This window comes from Bacteroidota bacterium, from assembly GCA_016711505.1.
Classification (GTDB): Bacteria; Bacteroidota; Bacteroidia; order AKYH767-A; family 2013-40CM-41-45; genus JADKIH01.
Map to the genome: position 1 here is coordinate 34,601 of JADJSV010000008.1, position 21,231 is coordinate 55,831.

At 36.7% G+C, this 21,231-nt stretch carries 17 protein-coding genes; 8 read left to right on the forward strand and 9 right to left on the reverse strand.

All coding sequences use genetic code 11. From position 1 onward, the window contains the following. The first annotated feature begins 188 nt into the window (after positions 1-188). Complete coding sequence (locus IPL24_10340) at positions 189-893, forward strand: YdcF family protein (protein ID MBK8364056.1); 705 nt, start codon at positions 189-191, stop codon at positions 891-893. A 193-nt stretch (positions 894-1,086) separates the two neighbouring features. On the opposite strand, the gene IPL24_10345 is transcribed toward IPL24_10340, so the two are convergent. From IPL24_10345 to IPL24_10355, 3 genes are read right to left on the reverse strand one after another with little or no spacing between them, the layout of a single operon-like run. Continuing rightward, on the reverse strand, positions 1,087-1,383 hold the full coding sequence (locus IPL24_10345; protein ID MBK8364057.1) for a hypothetical protein: 297 nt from the start codon (positions 1,381-1,383) through the stop codon (positions 1,087-1,089). Then, complete coding sequence (locus tag IPL24_10350; protein ID MBK8364058.1) at positions 1,380-2,414, reverse strand: RsmB/NOP family class I SAM-dependent RNA methyltransferase; 1,035 nt, start codon at positions 2,412-2,414, stop codon at positions 1,380-1,382. Before IPL24_10350 ends, IPL24_10345 begins: the two co-directional genes overlap by 4 nt. 42 nt (positions 2,415-2,456) lie before the next feature. Beyond that, a complete protein-coding gene (locus tag IPL24_10355) occupies positions 2,457-2,735 on the reverse strand; it encodes a GIY-YIG nuclease family protein (protein ID MBK8364059.1) in 279 nt (92 codons plus the stop codon). A gap of 1,299 nt (positions 2,736-4,034) precedes the next feature. Between IPL24_10355 and IPL24_10360 the strand changes: the two genes are divergently transcribed. After that, the gene (locus IPL24_10360; GenBank protein MBK8364060.1) at positions 4,035-4,439 is read left to right on the forward strand and encodes a GNAT family N-acetyltransferase; all 405 of its coding nucleotides are present in this window, start codon (positions 4,035-4,037) and stop codon (positions 4,437-4,439) included. Between the two features lie 9 nt (positions 4,440-4,448). Next, the gene (locus IPL24_10365; protein MBK8364061.1) at positions 4,449-5,660 is read left to right on the forward strand and encodes a dicarboxylate/amino acid:cation symporter; all 1,212 of its coding nucleotides are present in this window, start codon (positions 4,449-4,451) and stop codon (positions 5,658-5,660) included. Between the two features lie 243 nt (positions 5,661-5,903). Here the strand turns inward: IPL24_10365 and IPL24_10370 are convergent, their stop codons facing one another. Next, the gene (locus tag IPL24_10370) at positions 5,904-6,464 is read right to left on the reverse strand and encodes a hypothetical protein (protein ID MBK8364062.1); all 561 of its coding nucleotides are present in this window, start codon (positions 6,462-6,464) and stop codon (positions 5,904-5,906) included. 87 nt (positions 6,465-6,551) lie between these two features. Between IPL24_10370 and efp the strand changes: the two genes are divergently transcribed. From efp to IPL24_10395, 5 genes are all read left to right on the forward strand, one after another. Continuing rightward, on the forward strand, positions 6,552-7,112 hold the full coding sequence (gene efp / locus IPL24_10375; GenBank protein MBK8364063.1) for an elongation factor P: 561 nt from the start codon (positions 6,552-6,554) through the stop codon (positions 7,110-7,112). A 281-nt stretch (positions 7,113-7,393) separates the two neighbouring features. Beyond that, a complete protein-coding gene (locus IPL24_10380; protein ID MBK8364064.1) occupies positions 7,394-8,665 on the forward strand; it encodes a T9SS type A sorting domain-containing protein in 1,272 nt (423 codons plus the stop codon). Between the two features lie 33 nt (positions 8,666-8,698). Then, positions 8,699-9,166: an energy transducer TonB gene (locus IPL24_10385; protein MBK8364065.1), complete on the forward strand. Its 468-nt coding sequence runs from the start codon at positions 8,699-8,701 to the stop codon at positions 9,164-9,166. 250 nt (positions 9,167-9,416) lie between these two features. Then, positions 9,417-11,033: a T9SS type A sorting domain-containing protein gene (locus IPL24_10390; GenBank protein ID MBK8364066.1), complete on the forward strand. Its 1,617-nt coding sequence runs from the start codon at positions 9,417-9,419 to the stop codon at positions 11,031-11,033. 52 nt (positions 11,034-11,085) lie between these two features. After that, positions 11,086-11,454 (forward strand): hypothetical protein, encoded by a 369-nt coding sequence (locus IPL24_10395; protein ID MBK8364067.1) that lies wholly within the window; start codon positions 11,086-11,088, stop codon positions 11,452-11,454. Between the two features lie 621 nt (positions 11,455-12,075). On the opposite strand, the gene IPL24_10400 is transcribed toward IPL24_10395, so the two are convergent. The 5 genes from IPL24_10400 to ettA form a co-directional block, all read right to left on the reverse strand. Further along, a complete protein-coding gene (locus tag IPL24_10400; GenBank protein ID MBK8364068.1) occupies positions 12,076-12,705 on the reverse strand; it encodes a sterol desaturase family protein in 630 nt (209 codons plus the stop codon). Between the two features lie 68 nt (positions 12,706-12,773). Further along, positions 12,774-16,253: a gliding motility-associated C-terminal domain-containing protein gene (locus tag IPL24_10405; protein MBK8364069.1), complete on the reverse strand. Its 3,480-nt coding sequence runs from the start codon at positions 16,251-16,253 to the stop codon at positions 12,774-12,776. Positions 16,254-16,280: 27 nt separating this feature from the next. After that, positions 16,281-17,768 (reverse strand): histidine ammonia-lyase, encoded by a 1,488-nt coding sequence (hutH, locus tag IPL24_10410; protein MBK8364070.1) that lies wholly within the window; start codon positions 17,766-17,768, stop codon positions 16,281-16,283. A 17-nt stretch (positions 17,769-17,785) separates the two neighbouring features. Further along, entirely contained in the window at positions 17,786-19,138 is a 1,353-nt protein-coding gene (locus tag IPL24_10415; protein MBK8364071.1) for a histidine--tRNA ligase, read from the reverse strand. Positions 19,139-19,389: 251 nt separating this feature from the next. Further along, positions 19,390-21,066: an energy-dependent translational throttle protein EttA gene (gene ettA / locus IPL24_10420; GenBank protein ID MBK8364072.1), complete on the reverse strand. Its 1,677-nt coding sequence runs from the start codon at positions 21,064-21,066 to the stop codon at positions 19,390-19,392. Positions 21,067-21,231: the final 165 nt, after the last annotated feature.

Consider the following 21,231-nt stretch of genomic DNA (forward strand, 5'->3'; position numbering starts at 1 on the left):
GTAAGAAAGAATTTAAGCATTATATCAGTGAAATTTAAACACAAGGACACAAGTTCACAATAAGTGCACGGAAAATTAATTCCGTGCACTTATTGTGAACTTGTGTTCTTGTGTTTGACTACGAATTTCAAACCAATTTTGTAACATTGTCATTCATTCTTCAATTTGTGCACAACTCAAATCCATTATTGAAAAAACATTTCCCTCGAATCAGCAGATTGATCAAGCGATTCATTTTTTTTCTGGGAATTCTATTTTTATTCATGTCTGTCATTGCTTTTACAAGAATCCCATACGACATACATCATTGGCTGGGCGATAAAGGCACAAAGTTTCGGTTTTATCCAAATTCAATTATTATGCTTGGCGGAAGTGGTATGCCGTCGGAATCGAATCTGATTCGACTTTACTATACAGCAGAACTTGCTAAATTTTATAAATATTCTGACATCATCCTTGCACATCCTAAGGATTCATCAGTAGCCAAAAGTATGAGACGCTATCTGATCAATGCAGGAATTGATTCAACCAGAATTTCAATGATGCTGAAAGGAACAAATACACGTGAACAGGCTATGGAACTGAAAAATTTCAGACCAGGTTTTGAAAATACAGGTGTTGCAATTGTTACCTCTCCTGAAAATATGTATCGCACCATGCGGGTTTTCCGAAAACTTGATTATACTAAACTGGGCGGAATTTCTTCTTACGAAAATGCAATGCACATAAGTTTGAAGTATAGTCACAAAAAACTTGGCGGAAAAAAATTCGCACCCGATGTTTCACAAAATATGGGACTACGATATAATTACTGGAATTATCTGAAACTTGAGATCACATGTATGAGGGAGTTTGCGGCGTTGGTGTACTACAAGTTGAATGGATGGATTTAAATTCTAATAAATTATTACTGAAAAATTATTTCCCGCAGATCTCGCGAATCTCGCAGATTTAACGCTTATTATTTTGAGTTATAAATTCCGTGGACTTGTGTGGACTTGTGTTCTTGTGTTTAATTTCTGCAGATCTTCTGAAGGCCTTAATCTTTGACGGCCTTAACTAAACTAGCTGCCAAAATAAACCAATCTACTTATTCAGAATCCTCCACTCCTTCGGAAAATAATTATTTACTCTTCTATCCAGCACCTTTACCCAGCCTAACGAAAAAGTTTGATATTTAATAAGAGTCCAGCCGGTGGCGACTCCTGGCAAAGAAATATTTTCGCATCGCAAATAGTTCAGTGCTGTTTCTAGATCAACTTCAACTGATGCAATTTCCTTTTTCAAATCAATTGCAAGCGCAAGTTCTTCTGAAGGAATAAAATTTTTCTCTTTTGATTGCCTGCAAAATATTCCTGTCTGTCGGATGAAGAGTTTTTTCATGAGATACGCAAAAGAGAATAGTGCTTTTTCGGAAATGTATAAAGTCTATCGTCTTTTACGATAGAAACAAGTTCATCTGCATTCTGAAAATATTCAGCTAAAACAGCAGTCGATTGACGATCAGAATTTTTAGGCTTGTCTTCCTTAATTCGAATATGGTGACCTGCACTTGGTTTTTTAAGCATTGAAATAAAAAACCCTTCGCTTTTTGTTGTGTGTGGATAAAAATGATAACCAGCTTCTGATTTTTTTATTCCATGATCAGCATTAATATGATTGCAAATTTCATATTCATACTCAGTAATAAGTCTTTCAACCTGTCTTTCATTCTCTGAAGTTTCAAATGTACAAGTACTATAAATAAGATATCCTCCTGGTTTTAAAGCCAGATGAATGTTATCCAGAATTTCGTGCTGCCTGACAGAACATGCTGTAACTGCAGTTTCACTCCATTCATTCGCAGCATTCGGGTCTCTTCGAAAAAGTCCTTCGCCACTACAAGGCGCATCCACAACGATGACATCAAACAACTCCCCTGCTTTACCAAAATCAGATGAATCATTCTGCGTAACAATTGAATTTGCAAATCCCCACTTGGCGATGTTCTGTTGTAAAACTTTATTTCTTGATGAGATAACTTCGTTACTGACAAGCAAACCCGAACCATTCATCAAAGATAACAAGTGTGTAGATTTTCCTCCGGGCGCCGCACAAAGGTCTAAAACAATTGGCTCTTCCTTTTCTTTTATGGCATGCAAAAAAAGTTGTTCCAGAAATTGCGATCCTGCTTCCTGAACATAGTAACAACCTGCATGAAATAATGGATCAAGAGTAAAAGATGGCCGTTCTTCAAGATAAAAACCGGAACGTGACCATGGAATTGACTTGCAATTTTCAAATTGACGAATGGCTTTTCTTTCATTCATCCGGATGCTGACAGGTGCAGGTTTTGAAAGTCCTTCTAAAAAAGTATCATAGTCATTGCCAAAATACGATTGCATTCGAGTTAAAAATTCTGCCGGCCATTTCATGGGGGAAAGATGGGGAAAATAATTGAAATGAATGGACTTTAACTAAGGATCAAAGAAATTCATTCCAGGATTCCGGGATTTTATAAGCCTGAACTTTTCTTCCCTGCTCATATCTTTTATTTCCTTTTCTCGAACAATGGCTTCCATAGGGGTAGCATATGTTTCAAAATAAACCAACTTGTAACAATAGTATCTCCCTGCGAAAGTTTCCTTTTTTCCCCTATTAGCTTCATGTTCTCTAATTCGTCTTTTTAAAGTATTGGTCATCCCAACATAAAGAACATTCTTGCCTGGATTTGTAGTAATATAAGTGAAATACATTTTACAAATTTGAAATTTAAAACCCACTTATGCATCCAGTATAATACGGAACTTTTAAGGTGATTATTTTTTCATCTCAAATAAAATGCTCTTTTTCAGAGCATTTTATTTGAGATGATTCTAACACACAAAACCAGTCATTCAGGAGGAAACTTTTCGGTTATGAAGCAACGAAGGTGAATCATTTGCTAATGCATACTTGACTTTTTCAAACAACGAACACATAGAACAAAAGACAGTAATTCATAAACAAAAAACTGATACTTGAATTCCGTAGCTCCTTATCTTTGAATCATCTCAAATAAAATGCTCTTTTTCAGAGCATTTTATTTGAGATGATTCAGACAAACGAAAACCAGTCATTCAGGAGGAAACTTTTCGGTTATGAAGCAACGAAGGAGAATCATTTGCTAATGCATTCTTGACTTTTTCAAACAACGAACTCATAGAACAAAAGACAGTAATTCATAAACAAAAAACTGATACTTGAATTCCGTAGCTCCTTATCTTTGAATCATCTCAAATAAAATGCTCTTTTTCAGAGCATTTTATTTGAGATGATACAGACAAACGAAAACCAGTCATTCAGGAGGAAACTTTTCGGTTATGAATCAACGAAGGTGAATCATTTGCTAATGCATTCTTGACTTTTTCAAACAACGAACTCATAGAACAAAAGACAGTAATTCATAAACAAAAAACTGATACTTGAATTCCGTAGCTCCTTTTTGAATCATCTCAAATAAAATGCTCTTTCAGAGCATTTTATTTGAGATGATACAGACACACGAAAACCAGTCATTCAGGAGGAAACTTTTCGGTTATGAATCAACGAAGGTGAATCATTTGCTAATGCATTCTTGACTTTTTCAAACAACGAACTCATAGAACAAAAGACAGTAATTCATAAACAAAAAACTGATACTTGAATTCCGTAGCTCCTTATCTTTGAATCATCTCAAATAAAATGCTCTTTTCAGAGCATTTTATTTGAGATGATTCAGACAAACGAAAACCAGTCATTCAGGAGGAAACTTTTCGGTTATGAATCAACGAAGGTGAATCATTGCGATTTCCTAATGCATCATGGATTTTAAAACATTATCATATCTCGAAACAAACTACCATGCTTCATAACCGAAAAGTTTCCTCCTGAATGACGGATTTCGCTGAGTGATTATCATCGTTAAAAAATGCTCTGAAAAAGAGCATTTTTTAACGATGATAATTAAACATACATCTTCCTTTTTCACTAACATTACAAAAAAAATTGATCTCTGAAATGAGCCACTCACTCACATCAGCACCGACAAATCCCTCCTCCAACTAGACACCATACATTCAGTACTAAAAGAATCCTATTGGGCGAAAAATATTCCTTTGGAAATCCTCAAGCGGTCTATTGAGAATTCGATTTGCTTCGGCGTTTACATTGAAAAAGAACAAATTGGCTTCTGTCGGGTCATTACAGACAAAGCAACTTTCGCTTATCTTGCCGATGTATTTATTGTCGAAAAACAAAAAAGCAAAGGTTATTCAAAGCAATTGATGAACGAAGTTATGGCACATCCGGAGTTACAAGGACTTCGGAAATTTTTACTTGGAACTTTAGATGCACATGGACTTTACAAGAAGTATGGATTCAAAGAACTTGCAGTGCCTGAGCGAATGATGGAAATTTCGGTCAAAGACATTTATCGGTAAATAATTTTTATGAAGAAAATAAATCTTACAACGCAGATCATCATCGGTCTCATTCTGGGAATCATTCTTGGTGCATGGTATCGTGAAACATGGCCTGATCCTGCGAACATCACTCCGTTTGCAGAGAACATGCATTTACTGAGTGATATCTTTTTACGCCTGATAAAAATGATCATTGCACCATTGGTATTTTCATTGCTGCTTACCGGTATTGCAAAAGTTGGCGATTTTAATTCGGTTGGGAGAATTGGTTTGAAAACCATGATCTATTTCACAGCTGCAACTATTATCGCTTTAGTTCTTGGACTTGTCATTGTAAATATCTTCGAACCCGGGAAAGCTTTACAAATGACAGAAGTTTCATCATCTGTTGTTCAGGCAAAGGAATTTAATGGAAAAGATTTCATCCAACATATTTTCCCCGAGAGCATCGTCGATGTAATGGCAAGAAATCAGATCTTGCCGATCATCATATTTGTTCTTTTTTTCGGAGTAGCGGTAGCATCCTTGAATGAAAAAGGTAAGATCATTGTAGATTTCTTTGATGCACTCTCACATGCCATGTTAAAAGTAACAGGTTATGTGATGAAGCTTGCACCTCTTGCAGTATTCGGGAGCATGACAGCTATCATTGCAACAAAAGGATTAGGAATTCTTTCCGGATATGTTCAAGTCATTCTTTGTTTCTTTGGCGGATTGCTTTTTTTCATATTCGGAATTCTGATGGTGCTTTGTTATATTCTTAAAATCGATTTCAAAAAATTATTCAATCACATAAAAGAACCAATGCTGCTTGCATTTTCTACAGCAAGCAGTGAAGCAGCAATGCCCAAAACAATTTTAGGTCTCGAACGATTTGGTTGTCCGCCGCGAATTGTAAGTTTTGTATTGCCACTCGGTTATTCATTTAACCTCGATGGATCGATAATGTATATGACTTTTGCAACAATGTCAATTGCCCAGGCATACGGCATCGAATTATCAATGTCTCAACAAGTGACCATGATGTTAATTCTTCTTGTTACCAGCAAAGGAATGGCAGGAGTACCACGAGCTTCACTCGTAGTGATCGCCGGAATGCTCCAGACTTTTTCGATTCCACAAGAAGGGCTTGCATTGTTACTCGCTATCGACTGGCTGCTCGACATGGGTAGATCAGCTACGAATGTAATGGGGAATGCTGTTGCTACGGCAGTGGTTTCGAAGTGGGAAAAGGAATAACGTTAGTTCAAAGTTCAAAGTTGTCTTCGTAGGTTGCTACGAAGACAACTTTGAACTTTGAACCTTGAACTAACTACCGTCGATTTGCCTTCATCATCCTGTACACATCAAACTTCTGCTTTATATAAATACAGAAATCATATTGTGAAGCTCGTTTGAGATAACTTTCGGATACATTTGAGAAAGAAATAAAATCTTCGAATTCATCATCATTCAAATTGATAATGTCGTGCGCTACATAATTTACCGAAGTTGTTTTAACAATGCACGGCGTTTATCTTCATTTCTAAGTTGAGCATTGTGTCGCTTCGCTCTTTCAAGCGGACTGAACTGTTGATAGAGAAAAGTAATCGGACTGCTGAATGCATCAACTCCACTTAGTTCAAAGTCCTTTTTATTGTAACCGAGTTTCTCTATATCAGTGTATATTGCCTGCAGATCCCGTGGTGAAAAAATTACGACTTCCTTTAACTGCCGATTCAACTTTACCATTGGAATATTCATAAAGTAATTCTGATGATATGCTGAATCCGTTAAAGTGATCTTCTGATATTCGTAACCTGTGCTGGCAATTAATAAAGTATCAGATTTTAGCAGATTCACCTCAAATGTTCCATCCACCTTCCCGAATGTACCTTGAGAGGTCCTGAGATTAATGATCATGAGGTCTTCCAGACGTAAGTCCGGATTTTGGGTATCATAGGCTTTTCCTTTCAAGGACACTGTAACTGAGTCAGAATCAGCATTTACGGCAGTTGTCCAAGTAAGAAATGCAATGAAAACAGTAATAATTCGAATTATCATAGGCGTAAATATAGAAATTGATTCTATTTGATTTCTTATGTTTGCGTTCCGAAATTAAACTTGAAAATCAATAAAATATTATAAGAAATGGCAAATACAGGAGATGTTAAAGTTGGAACGATCCTTCGCTATAATGGTGAATTGTGTCTTGTAACAGAATATATCCACAGAACACCGGGAAACTTACGTGCATTTTACCAGGCAAAGATGAAAAATCTGAAAAACGGTAAAGTTGTCGAAAACAGGTTTCGTGCAGGTGAAGAAGTTGATATCGCTCGTGTCGAATTTAAAGAACTTCAATTTATTTATCTTGAAGGTGACAGTCTGGTAGTGATGGACAATGAAACATTCGAGCAAGTATATGTTCCTGCTGAAATGTTTGGCGAAACAGCAAAACTTTTGAAAGAAGGTATGCTTGTGAAAGTCGCATTTGAAAATGAAACTCCTATAGTAGGTGAAGGTCCGACATTCGTTGAACTTGAGATCACTTACACTGAACCCGGTGTAAAAGGTGATACTGCTACTAACACATTAAAACAAGCAACTGTTGAAACAGGAGCAATTGTAAATGTGCCGCTTTTTGTAAATCAGGGTGAGATCATTAAAATTGATACACGTGACTGGTCTTATGCCGGTAAAGTAAAATAATTTATATTTCAAAAATTGCACTACATAAAATTTATTCAAACATGTCTAAATTTCTGTAGTGCATTTTTAGGTTTTTGTTAAGTATATTTTAATTTAAGTTTTTTACCTTCAATTGTATAATGAAATAAACTCAAAATACATGAAATATTTTTATATAAAAAATTCTCATTTTAGTTTCCATATGTTTCATTTCTAGTAATTATACTTACGCATCTCATTCCGCTGGAGGATATATAATCTATAAATATTTATCTCCCAATACATATGAATTAAAATATACAATGTTCAGGGACTGCGGTGGTATTCAGGAACCTGATTCTCTGGAAATTAATATTTCTAACAGTTGCGGATTTCCAATTAGCAATATCTATTTGAATAAAATTGATTCAGGCTTTCAGGTTCCAATGCTATGTACAAGTTCTACAATTTGCAATGGCGGATTCAATTATGGAGTCGAAAAATATACTTATAAAGATACGATTTTATTACCGGGTCAATGCTCTTGGACTTTTTCTCATTCAGAAAATTCCAGACCTCAGGCAATCTCTACAATATTGGATCCTGGCGCTACTTCTATGTATGTTTATAGTATATTACATAATACAAATTTCGCTGCTAATAATTCAGCTGATTTTGCTAACGATCCAATATTCAATTTGACAATTAATCAACTAAATACATTAGAAGCTCATGCTTTTGATTCGGATGGAGACTCTCTAAGTTTTGAATTAGTTAGCCCAAGAACTGGGTCCAATTCAACAGATGTTGTGTCCTTTCTAAACAACTATACTTTTGATCAGCCATGCAACTCCCTCATTTATGGTTTTGATACTCAGACAGGTAATTTTTTATTACGACCAACAGTTTTAGATATTGGAATTTATGCATACAGAATAAATGAATATAGAAATCATATTTTAATCGGACAAGTTCAGGTTGATATGTTATTTGAAATAAAGAACTTTCCCAATATGATACCCAATTTACTTGATATAAATGGACAATTTACTCTTGATACAACTTTAACACCTGGAATAGAAGCATGCTTTTCTCTATATTCAAGTGATTTAAATTATTCAGACACCACAATCATTATTGATGCCGCTATCTTACCTATAGGAATGACAGTAAATCATACAGGAGGCAGGAGAGATACTGCAGTTATTTGCTGGACACCCAGTTTATCAGACACTGTAGTCAATCCGACTAATTATATATTTTATGCAAATGATAACGCTTGTCCTTATAGTGGTGTTTCAGCCTTTTGGTTAATGCTGAATGTTTCACCTACTTCAAGTATAAATAAACCACAAATTGCAGAAACATCTGTGTTTCCAAATCCTTTTAATAACAATATTAATATAGAGACAAAAGGAAATGTTTCTGTAGAAATAAATTTGTTCGACATGCAAGGCAGGTGTATTTTAAAAGAAAAGTCGCATATAAAGAATACCGTTTTAGATTCAGATCATATAGAAAATGGAGTTTATATATTAAGTATTACTGAAACTCAAACCGGTAATGGATATCATTTAAAAATGTTAAAACAGTAGATTTATCATAACGTTCTAAGGCATATTATAGACTTGAAAAACCAAAGCAAAAAACCAAATTCATTTATCACTCAACCTACTTATCCTGGTGGGGCAAAAGCATTGAATGAATTCATTGCATCGAATTTGAAATATCCTGAAGAGGCTTTGAAAAATCAAATCCAGGGAACAGTATCTGTCGACTTTGACATTGATGTATTCGGAGTGGTTTCCGGAGCAAAGATAAAACATGGCATTGGTTATGGTTGCAATGAAGAAGCTATCAGACTCATTTCTTTGTTGAAATTTTCAAAACGAAAATACCAGGGCGTCCGCGTAGTTTTTCATAGAAACCTGAACATTCAATTCAAACTGAACACTGCTTCTAAACCTGTTGATCCGAAAGAGACTCAACCTCTGAAAATCAACTATACTACTACTCCATCATCTGATAAGAATTCAGATAAATCAAATGTGATCACAATTTCGGTCAACCTGAATCCGGATCAACCTTCAAGCTGAGAAAAGTTTTTTCGCCAAAATAATTTACTTTTTGCATTTTCATTAGACGGATTTTTTTACATTTATCGTAAATCTGACCGGATATGAAATTAACGTTTACTGCATTTTTACTTTTCATCACAGCAAGTTGTTTTGCACAAACAATCCCATTAAACAGAACATTTAACTGACCAATAGCGGTTATCAGGGAAACTATTTACGAAATGCAACAGTAATTGATTTTTTAACTGTAGGTGGAGTCGCTGATGGGTTGACTGACAATTCAGTTGCACTTCAAAATGCAATTGCGAATGCTCCAAAACCTGTTGTCATTTATTTTCCCGGTGGAAACTATTTATTTAATTCTTCAATAAATCTTCCCGACAGTACGATCCTGCGTGGCGCCACTTCAGATTCAACAAATCTTCTTTTTGATTTTAGCGGAGCAATTGGAAATGGAATTAATATTTCCGGCACTACCGGTCCGACTTTTACAAATGTTACATCAGGTGCAGAACGATTCAGCAATTCAATAGTTGTTGATGATGCAACTTTATTCTCTGTTGGTGATTATGCAGAGATCATGCAGACAAATGGAACATGGGATACACAGCCGGTCAGTTGGGCAGATAATTCCATAGGACAGATCGTTCGAATTTCAGCAATCAGTTCGAACACTCTTACATTTGATGAAGTATTGCGAATCAATTATGATTATTCACTCAATCCACGAATCAGAAAGATCATTCCAAAAATTCAGGTTGGATTAGAATGTCTGAAAATAGAACGGCTTGATGATGTTGCTGTAGGAGTTTGTTTCAATGTCAATCTTTCCTATGCAGCTCAATGCTGGATAACCGGTGTTGAAATTGGTACAAGTATCGGAAGTCATATTGAAATAGATGCTTCTACAAACATCACTGTTTCCCGCAGCTATATTCACGACAATTTTGCCTATGACGGAACATCTACACATGGCTACGGGATCACTTTGTTTGGTCACACAGGACAATGCAGAATTGAAAATAACATAATGCGCCATCTTCGCCATTCGTTCTCATTACAATGTGGCGCGAATGGAAATGTAGTTGCATATAATTATTCCACAGAACCGAATCGTTCAGAGTTTCCTGCAGATTTCGGAGCAGATATTTCAATGCATGGTCATTTCAGTTATGCAAATTTGTTTGAAGGAAATATAGTACAGAACATTCAGATCGATCAGACATGGGGACCATCCGGACCATTGAATACTTTTTTCAGAAACCGTGCAGAGTTGTATGGCTTATTGATGACGTCAGGAACAGTACAAAGTGATTCGATTAATTTTGTTGGCAATGAAGTTTCCAATATTGGACCATTCCTTGGCAATTATTCTCTTGCCGGTTCCGGTCATTTTGAATTTGCAAATAACATCAGAGGAACGATCACGCCATCAGGAACCATCCCACTTCCTGACACATCATATTATCTCGACAGCATACCTGATTTCTGGACAAGTTCTATCTTCCCGACAATCGGTGATCCAAGTCCGATTGGTTCAGGTAGTATCCCTGCGAAGGATAGGTTTAACAGTGGAGCATATCTGGCACCTTGTGTGGAGAATGTGAATACAGCGATTGCAAATTATTTTAACTCACAATTATTTCACATTTATCCAAACCCATTTGATTCAGAAATATCTATATTTTCTGAAATTAATAAGAATGACAGAATCGAAATAAGCATCACAGATATAAGTGGAAAAACCGTTTTTGAAAAAGAAAATATTTTTAAACTTTCTGATCGCCCATTTCAAATTTCAACAAAAGATCTTGCACCTGGAATTTACATAGTTAGAATTCTTAACAATAATTCATGGTTCAGCCAAAAGATCATTAAATATTAATTCCCGTTTTTATTCTACAAATTTAATTAAGATCAATTATCGTATTTTCAATATGAAAAAGTTTGAAGATTACCATTGGCACGATTCAATTGTACACAATATTGCACTAGACAGAAGTAACCCGGGATATAATGATACTCTTGAATTAGAAGTTGAATTTTACCATGAAGATAAAAGGTCAAAATTAATATTTGAAGATCTAAGATATTTAAAAATGGATTTGAATTTTGGTATCGTTGCAAATGAAACGATATTAGATGCGATGGAGCTTGAAAATTCAGATGAGGATCTTAAGAATTTCTATAGCAGTTGGAATGGACTTTTTGATGATATAAAACTAAGAGTATTTTTAATAGACCTGAATTCAACAGGTAGTAAAATTAAAATAATCTGTGAATCATTTAAAGTAATATGTACCTAATATTTTTATCCATTATACGGTATTAATTTAATATGTAAGGAGTCAATACGTAAGAAAGTGCTATTGAATATAAATCAATTTGAAAAATGATCCCTTAATAACCAAAAAGATCCCTAAAGGGATGACACCAGCATGTTTTCGGTTTTGCGAGAGCGGAAGTCGTGAAAGAAATTTTGCCTTTGGCAAAATTTCTTTCACGACTTCCGCTCTCGCACCATTAGATAGGGCATACGTCATCCCTTTAGGGATCTTTTTGGTAATAAAGTCCAACTGTATGACTTAATAAATTTTTTAATCCATTAAAACTTAAAAAAAATCTCTTATTACGCCACACGAAGCAAAAATATTAAGAACGCAATTACTAATCTTTTAAAATTTTACTTAAAAGACGGAGTTTCAATGAGGCATTTTTAATTTTATCTCCATGAGAATAAATATGCGTGATAATGAAAAAGTATAGTTCGCAGCCCTGTATCATCCGATGTCATACTTCGGAATTTACTGCTGAACACTTAAACAATTTTTATATTATTTTGACTAAAAAAAAGGGATCAAAAATGCTTCACAACACCTTAAACCCCTTAAATTCTTTTTATCGTACACTCAAATTACAAAATACCCTTACTGATCCGCCGACTTCTTAAAATCAGATCTGAAAATATAATCCCAGATCTTCGAGCTTACTCCATACCCATGATCCATATCTTTATAATGATGGAGCATGTGATGATGTTTTAAATTCAACCAGAATTTGCTTTTGAAATTATAATGATGGATGGCATAATGAACCATGTCATAGAATAAATATCCTGCAAGAAAGCCCATAAAGAAAGGCGCAACTAATACCGGACCGATTGCTAATTTAAACAAATAGAAAAACAATGCTGACAACGGAATTGAAACTGTTGGAACCATTACGAGTCTTTTGCTGTCACTCGGATAATCATGATGAACACCGTGGAAAATGAAATGCAACCTAGCTCCTATTTTTCCCGGAGGTAACCAATGAAACACAAACCGATGCAGAACATATTCTGTCAGGGTCCAGATAAAAAGGCCAAGCATTATATAACCAAAAATTGACAGAACAGATAGATGATATACGAATATCGACTTATAGCCGAAGTATCCGATCACAGGAAGAAAGATGAAAAGAGGAACTGAATAGTGAATGTGGGATAATTTCTCTAGAAAGCCATTCTTGAACATTCTGACCGTTTCGTCTTTATTGCTGATAAAGTTTTTAGCCATACGAGATAGAATTGAGCTGCGAAGTTAGATAAAAAGTCAGTAGAATGACTGTTATAAAATGGGAATTTTTATCTGATCAATGTCACTCTCCCATTGACCTTTTTTTCCTCTAAATCAAGGCCTTTGGCCTCCAGATGGTAAACATACACACCTTCGGGAGCAGGTGTTGCTGTATCCCGGACATTCCCTGTCCAGGGTTTCTTTTCATTACCGATAAAAATAACCTCGCCCCACCGGTTAAAGATCCTGAATTCATATTCAGACAAACTTGCACCGATCGGGGCAAATGACTCATTAATATTATCCCCATTTGGAGAAAAAGCTCTTGGCAAAAATACGGCTATCGGATCTTCGACAATAACATTGTAAGTGATCGAGTCAATACAACCAAGATTATTCTGAACTAACAATGTTACTTCATAAGTTCCTTGTGCCGGGAACTGATGAACCGGATCTCTGACAAAAGTTGTATCAGAATCTGACCGGAAATACCATACCCATGAACTTGCGTCAATCGAAGTATTCAGAAAACTGACCTGATTCAGGAAGGCACCTTCGGCAGGATTTGAATAAATAAAATCTGCAATTGGCGATGGGAAATTATTGACCAGAAAATAGGAACTGACTTGTGGCAGAATAGCACATGGAACACTCGATGTCATTTCAACACTTACACTATCTGCAGTAGCTAACGGTAGCGGAGTAAAAATACTACCACTACCACTGCTTTGTCCATTAACATACCATTCAAAAGTCGGATTCACTCCTCCATATTGCGGTTGAGCGATAAAACTTGTTGTATTCCCCTCACATACTACCGGCGGATTTGTAGAAATAGTCACATCAGGCATCAAAGAAATCAATCCCTGAATAATATCATATCCGGCAGCTGTGTTAGTAATGATACATGGCAAACTGGAAGTCAATAAAACACTGACAGAATCAGTTCCGGTACCAACTACAAAATCAAATGTAGAATCTGAAGAAGCAGTACCGGATGCAATTCCATTCACATACCATTGAAAGAGCGGAGAATTTCCGCCATAGACAGATGAGCCAGTAAAATGAATTGTATCACCTGTACAGAGAGAAGCGCTTGCATCTGAATTTAAATTGAGTGCAGGAACAGAATTTTGCAACTGCACATTTATTGAAGTATCGATAGCAGTTGAAGTAGTTACACATCGTAATGCAGAATTCATTTGAACAGTGATCAAAGAATCACCTGCATTCAAAACTGTTGCAAACGTTGCGGTTGTTGCACCGGGAATTGCTGAACCATTAACATACCATTGAAAAGTTGGAGTTGTTCCACCATTAATTTCTGTTGCAGTATAGGTGACTGGAGAACCCGGACAAACTGCTGTATCGGGAGAAATAGTAACACTTGGAACTACGGAAGAATTTAATGCTATGAAAGTTGAAGCAGTATCTGTCGGAGAAGAAACACAAGAAGAATTCGAATGAAGCACAACCTGGACAACTGATCCATTGTTCAACACAGAAGTAGAAAAAGTGTCCACTGCTCCACTTTGCAATAAAACTCCATCAACGATCCAATCGTACGTCGGTGCAGTACCACCATTCACAGGTGTAGCATCAAAATGCAATGTATCGCCCTGACAAAAAGGACCTGCAACTGAATTTACTATTGAAACATCAGGAACAGATTGCGAAGTGATCGTAATAGCAATTGTAGAATCGAAATAAAGACAATTTGAATTGAAGTAGCGAAGTGTTACACTATAATTTCCGGGCAAAGAATATTGCACTGTCGGATTCTGATTGTCATTGATAACTCCACCGGCAGCATTGCTTCCCGGTACTACCCAATCATAATCCGTCACAGCTGAACTACCATTTCCTGATAAATTGATTGGTGTATTGATGCAAGCAGTAATAGGAGAAATTGTAAAGCCCGGGTTGGTATTTGGTTCGACAGTAATAGTATCAGCTGCAGTAAAAGTTGTTCCACAACCATCCGTTACTGTTACATTGTAAATTGTTGTAACATTTGGTGTAACGCGTAATGTATCGTTAGTTGATGACGAAGTATTCCAGACAAATGTATAAGGCGGAACTCCATTCTGAGGAACAACAACCAGATCAACACTTGTTCCACCGCAGACTTGCATACTTGGAGTAAAGAATGCGTTCTCAAGTGTAGTTCCGGAAACATACATGACCCAATTTGTATTTGCCCTCACACAATTGCCGGTACAATTTGGATCAGGATCGACATTACATCTGTAGAAGTGTAAAACAAAATTCAAAACCTGAGCTGAACAGGATGGTGCAGGCAAACATGCCAGGAGCTCGGGCATTGAAGTACTGTCATATCCGCAACTAAAATTTATGGCTGCAGGACATGTCATTACCGGAGGTGACCCGGGAGGAAATAAACATCCCGCATTTTCAATACTGAATCCTCCATCATCTCCCATACAAGCTCCAAATGCAAAAAATCTGAATTTACCGGTAATATCTGTAATAGTTGTATTGGCAGGTATTGGAACATTCAGAAAATAATCGCAACTGTTGGTCCAGCAAACCGCACTGTATCTTGTTCCCATGATAGAAGCAGCCAACAAACTATCAGCAGCAGTAACAACAGGATCAATGACAACAGGATAAATTGTTGATGCAGAATTTAACCAACTTACAGGAGTAAAAACATTGAATTCTCCCTGCGAATTAAACCCCGAATTAACTGCTAATGGCAGATCAGAATTACCATTTGAATAAGCATAACAGTTTTCAATAGTAAAACAAATATTATTCTTCCCATCAACAATGTGATTAGTCCCATGTCCAATAATTTCAGAATTGATTCTGAGATCATCACTCATTTCAAACTGCTGACGCATAACCAGATTTCCTCCAATTAAGTTCAGCCTTTGTTTCAAAATAAAATCCATTTCAATCTTGCTTTCACTTACAGCAAAAACCAGATCAACATTCGGATAAAAATTATGAAATTTTATACCATCATCCCCTACTGTACGGTTGGACCAATCTGATTGACCAATTTCATTTTCAATACCATTATCGTCAATATGAATTAAACGAATGTCTTTCGCCAGTTTTAATTTTTTTCCCTGGAATAAAATTTCAACTTCACGCTTTCCGAGATCGATCGTTAGTGGAGAACGCTGTTGATCCGAAACAAAAATATCGGGCTTTTCAGTTGGGGACAATCGATAATTTATTTCCCGCAACCAACCATTCTCATCAAAATAATTTATCGGTGAATAGGAATTCTGAATCATGAATCGATTTCCACCGGAACCCTTCTCAACAAAGTATCTTGAAAAAACCGTCCGCCTGTCTACCAATTCAATCATCCGGTTTTTCTTCTGGGTATCGAACGGATAAATTCCAAGGTCAGGATGTGAGTTGAATTCAGAAGCAATCAGTTTATTGATTTCATTTTCATTCTCCTTTTGACGAATAGAAAACTGAGTAAAATTCAATGAATTCAAACGCGAATATTGCGCCTGCAAAACAGAACAAAAAAACATAAAAAAGAAAACTAAACTTTTTCTCATCATTACAAAAGTATTTTATTCTGCGAATTACAGGTTCTTCAGAAACTCCTCGCTTTGCTTCATCAATGGATACATTACTACATCTTCTTCAATAAATGGAACAGACTTACGGTAAGCTGCTACAAATTCTTCAATCATTCTGGAACTTTGTAATGGTTTTCTAAACTCCAGAGCCTGTGCTCCTGTCATTAGCTCAATTCCCAGAATGGTATAAACATTTTGCACCACCTTAAATAATTTAGTAGCAGAATTCGCGCCCATGCTGACATGATCTTCCTGGCCATTGCTGGATACAATGCTATCAACTGAAGCAGGGGTACAATATTGCTTATTCTGACTAACAATTGACGCAGCAGTATACTGCGGAATCATAAAACCCGAATTTAAACCCGGATTACCTGCTAAAAAAGGCGGTAATCCACGTTGACCTGAAATTAATAAATAAGTTCGTCTTTCGGAAATATTTCCAAGCTCAGCAAGTGCGATGGCAAGAAAATCCATAGCAAGAGCTAAAGGTTGTCCATGAAAATTCCCTGCTGAGATCACTTTATCTTCGTCAGGAAAAACAGTTGGATTGTCTGTGACAGAATTAATCTCTGTCAGGATAACACCAGCAGCATAGTTTATAGCATCGCGCGAAGCTCCATGCACCTGTGGAATGCAACGAAATGAATACGGATCCTGCACATGTTCTTTGCGGCGTTTGATCATCTGACTGCCTTTCAGAATATTTCTCATATTCTCAGCCACATCGATCTGACCTTTGTGAGGTCTGATCTTGTGAATTAATTTATCAAAAGGTTCTTGCCGGCCATCAAATGCATCGAGAGAAATTTCCGCAACAAAATCAGCCATTGAAGCAAGCTGATATGAATTCATAATACAATACAGGCCATATGCCGACATGAATTGTGTTCCATTCAGTAACGCTAATCCTTCTTTTGACTGAAGCTCAATTGGCTTCCAGCCGAATTTCTTTAAAATATTTTTCGAAGGTTGAACTTTTCCTTCAAACAAAACCTCTCCCTCTCCGATCAATGGCAGACAAAGATGAGCGAGTGGCGCAAGATCACCGGAAGCCCCAAGCGAACCTTGCTGATATACTACTGGAAAAATATTATTATTGAAGAAGTCAACCAATCGCTCAACAGTCACAAGCTGAACTCCGGAATTTCCATATGACAATCCCTGAATCTTCAGAAGCAACATCAAACGTACGATCTCAACCGGTACTACATCTCCGGTGCCACACGCATGTGAAACCATGAGATTACGCTGAAGTTTTCCAAGATCATTTTCAGAAACGGATTTATTGTAAAGCGCACCGAAACCGGTATTGATACCGTAGATAGGCTCACTATATTCTTTGAGTTTACGGTCAAGATATTTTCTGCACTTAACGATCTTCGTTTTTGCATCATCGGAAAGGACCAGCTTTCGGTTCTCGAAAATAATTTCTTCGATATCATTTATCGAAAGTTCTGTGCTGCTGATCTTGTGCTGTGCTTGTGCCATAAATTACAATTATTAAATCAAGAAATTAAATCAGGAAGCTGCTCTGCAGTTATTTTTACTTGTTCTCCTGTTTTCATATTTTTTATAGTCAGATTTCCGGAAGACATTTCTTCGGAACCGATCAAACCTACAAATGGAATATTTTTCTTATCCGCATAAGCCATTTGCTTTTTCATTTTAGCATCATCAGGATAAACTTCAGTATTGATATTCAACTTCCGTAATTGTCGTGCAATGCTTAAACAATAAGTTGCCTCCGCAATTCCAAAATTGACAAACATCAATCGTGTCGACACATTACTGAAATCAGGAAATGCATTGATCTCTTCAATTACATCGTAGATCCTGTCTGCTCCGAAAGAAATCCCTACACCTGACATATTTGGTAAACCAAAAATTCCGGTGAGGTCATCATATCGTCCACCTCCACAGATGCTACCGGTAAAAGTCGTCCGGGTATCATTTGCTTTCACTTCTATGATCGCTCCTGTGTAATAGTTCAATCCACGTGCTAATGTAATGTCCAGTTCAAGCACACACATTGGCGGGATATCCGTAGATCCTGACAGAATTTCACGGAGTTCTTCGATTCCTTTTTTACCGATCTCCGAATCAGACAATACTTCAGAAAGTACATTTAGTTTTTCTTCGTTCGTGCCTTTAAGGTCAATGATCGGTTTTAATAATTCTATCGAACGATCAGAAATTTCCTTTGACTTTAATTCATCAATTACTTTTTCTATACCGATCTTATCAAGTTTATCAATAGCAACAGTGATGTCAATTATTTTATCTGAAGCGCCAATTAATTCTGCTATTCCTGCAAGTACTTTTCTGTTATTGAGTTTTATCGTTACACCGAACTTCAAATTCTCAAATACATCACTGATGATTGAGATCAATTCAATTTCATTCAGTAAAGAATTTGAACCAATAACATCAGCATCACATTGAAAGAATTCGCGGTATCTTCCTTTCTGCGGACGATCAGCGCGCCACACCGGCTGGATCTGAAATCTTTTGAATGGAAAAGAAATATCATTCTGATTCATTACAACATAACGCGCAAAAGGAACAGTCAGATCATAACGAAGTCCTTTTTCTGCAATGTCACGCATTGTAACATTTCCATTGGCCTTCTTTATCTGATCCACTACTTCACCTGAATTCAAAATTCTGAACAGCAACTTATCTCCTTCCTCCCCATACTTTCCTTCCAGTGAAGAAAGGTTTTCCATAGAAGGTGTTTCTATCTGTTCGAAACCATAGCGAGAATAAATGGTCCGGATAGTATCGAAAATATAATTCCGCCGGCGCATTTCATTCGGAGAAAAGTCCCTTGTGCCTTTTGGTATACTTGGTTTTGACATGATTTTTATGTAGCCTCTAAAATAGATATCAAACGGTCATGAATATGGATGGTGGAAGGGAATTATTCACAATCTTCTTTGCATGAAACTGAAATTTTCTTTTTTGAATAGTGGATTAAAGTATTTAAGGTGTTTAAAGGGCTTAAAGTGCTTTGATACTTTCTCCACACCTTAAACAATTTAAACACCTTAAACAATTTAAACATTTTACTCTTCACCGGCTTAAATCAAAAACCGGAATTGAGTAAACTTTATCTGACCAAAGACCGATATCTGATCCTATGAGGCTGTACATCACCCAGACGCTGCTTCTTGTTCTCTTCATATTCCGAGAAGTTTCCATCAAAGAAATAAACCTGAGAGTCACCTTCAAAAGCTAGGATGTGAGTGGCAATACGATCGAGGAACCATCTATCATGGGAAATAACAACGGCACATCCGGCGAAGTTTTCAAGTGCTTCTTCCAGTGCACGAAGTGTATTGATATCGATATCGTTCGTTGGCTCATCGAGCAAAAGTACGTTCGAACCTTGTTTTAAAGCAATGGCTAAATGGACACGATTTCTTTCTCCACCTGATAACACTTCCAGTTTTTTACTCTGATCAGTTCCACTGAAATTGAATTTAGAAACATACGCTCTCGAATTCAATTTCTGAGTTCCGACGATCATTGTATCTGTTCCGCCTGAGATTACATCATAAACCGTTTTTCCCGGAACAAGATCGTCATGCGACTGATCTACATATCCGATCTGAACAGTATCTCCAACTTTAAAATCACCTGAATCCGGTTTCTCCAGACCCATGATCATTTTGAAAAGTGTTGTCTTACCGGCACCATTCGGTCCGATAACTCCGACAATCCCTGCAGGTGGTAATGAGAAACTCAGGTTTTCAAACAAAACCCGGTCGCCATATGCTTTCGAAATATTATTCGCTTCAATAACTACTCCACCTAAACGCGGTCCGGGTGGAATAAATAATTCAAGTTTTTCTTCCTTCTCTTTAACGTCCTGATTCAACATGGTATCATAGGCAGCGATACGTGCTTTTGATTTAGTATGACGACCTTTCGGCGACAAGCGAACCCATTCCAATTCACGTTGAAGAGTTTTCTGACGTTTACTTTCAGTCCGTTCTTCCTGCGCTAATCGATTTGATTTTTGTTCTAACCATGATGAGTAATTTCCTTTCCATGGTATTCCTTCTCCTCTATCCAGTTCAAGAATCCATCCTGCAACATTGTCAAGGAAGTATCTATCGTGAGTTACGGCAATTACTGTCCCTGAATATTTCTGTAGATGTTGTTCCAGCCATAAAACTGATTCAGCATCCAGATGATTCGTTGGCTCATCGAGCAAAAGAACATCCGGCTCTTGCAATAACAATCGACAAAGTGCAAGGCGACGTTTTTCACCTCCAGAAAGAGTTGCGATCTTCGATTCAGGATCAGGACAACGTAAAGCATCCATAGCGATCTCAATCTTATTATCGATCTCCCATCCATTCGCTGCATCAATTGCATCCTGAACCTGACTTTGACGTTCAATGAGTTTATTCATTGCATCATCATCCATAGGCTCTGCAAATTTATTGTTGATCTCTTCGAATTCTTTCAAAAGATCGACAACTTTTTGCGCACCTTCCATTACAACTTCTCTTGCTGTTTTATCTTTATCAAATTCCGGTTCCTGTGAAAGATATCCGACAGTATACCCCGGAGAAAAAACTACTTCACCGGTAAAAGATTTTTCAAGTCCGGCTATGATCTTCATCAAAGTTGATTTACCGGCACCGTTCAAACCGAGGATACCGATCTTCGCTCCATAGTAAAACGAAAGATAAATGTTCTTTAAAACCTGTTTTTGTGGTGGATAAGTTTTACTTACACCTACCATTGAAAAAATTATCTTTTTATCGTCAGCCATACTTGTTTTGTGTTTATTAAAATTGAGTCCGGCAGATCATGAAAATGATTCATTTCCGGTTTAAAATAAGGCTGCAAATGTCGCTAAAAAAAGGCAAAAAATGAAGCAGAAAGGCTCAATAAGGCAAACAAATTGAGCTCTCACCCTCAATCAAAAGATATATTG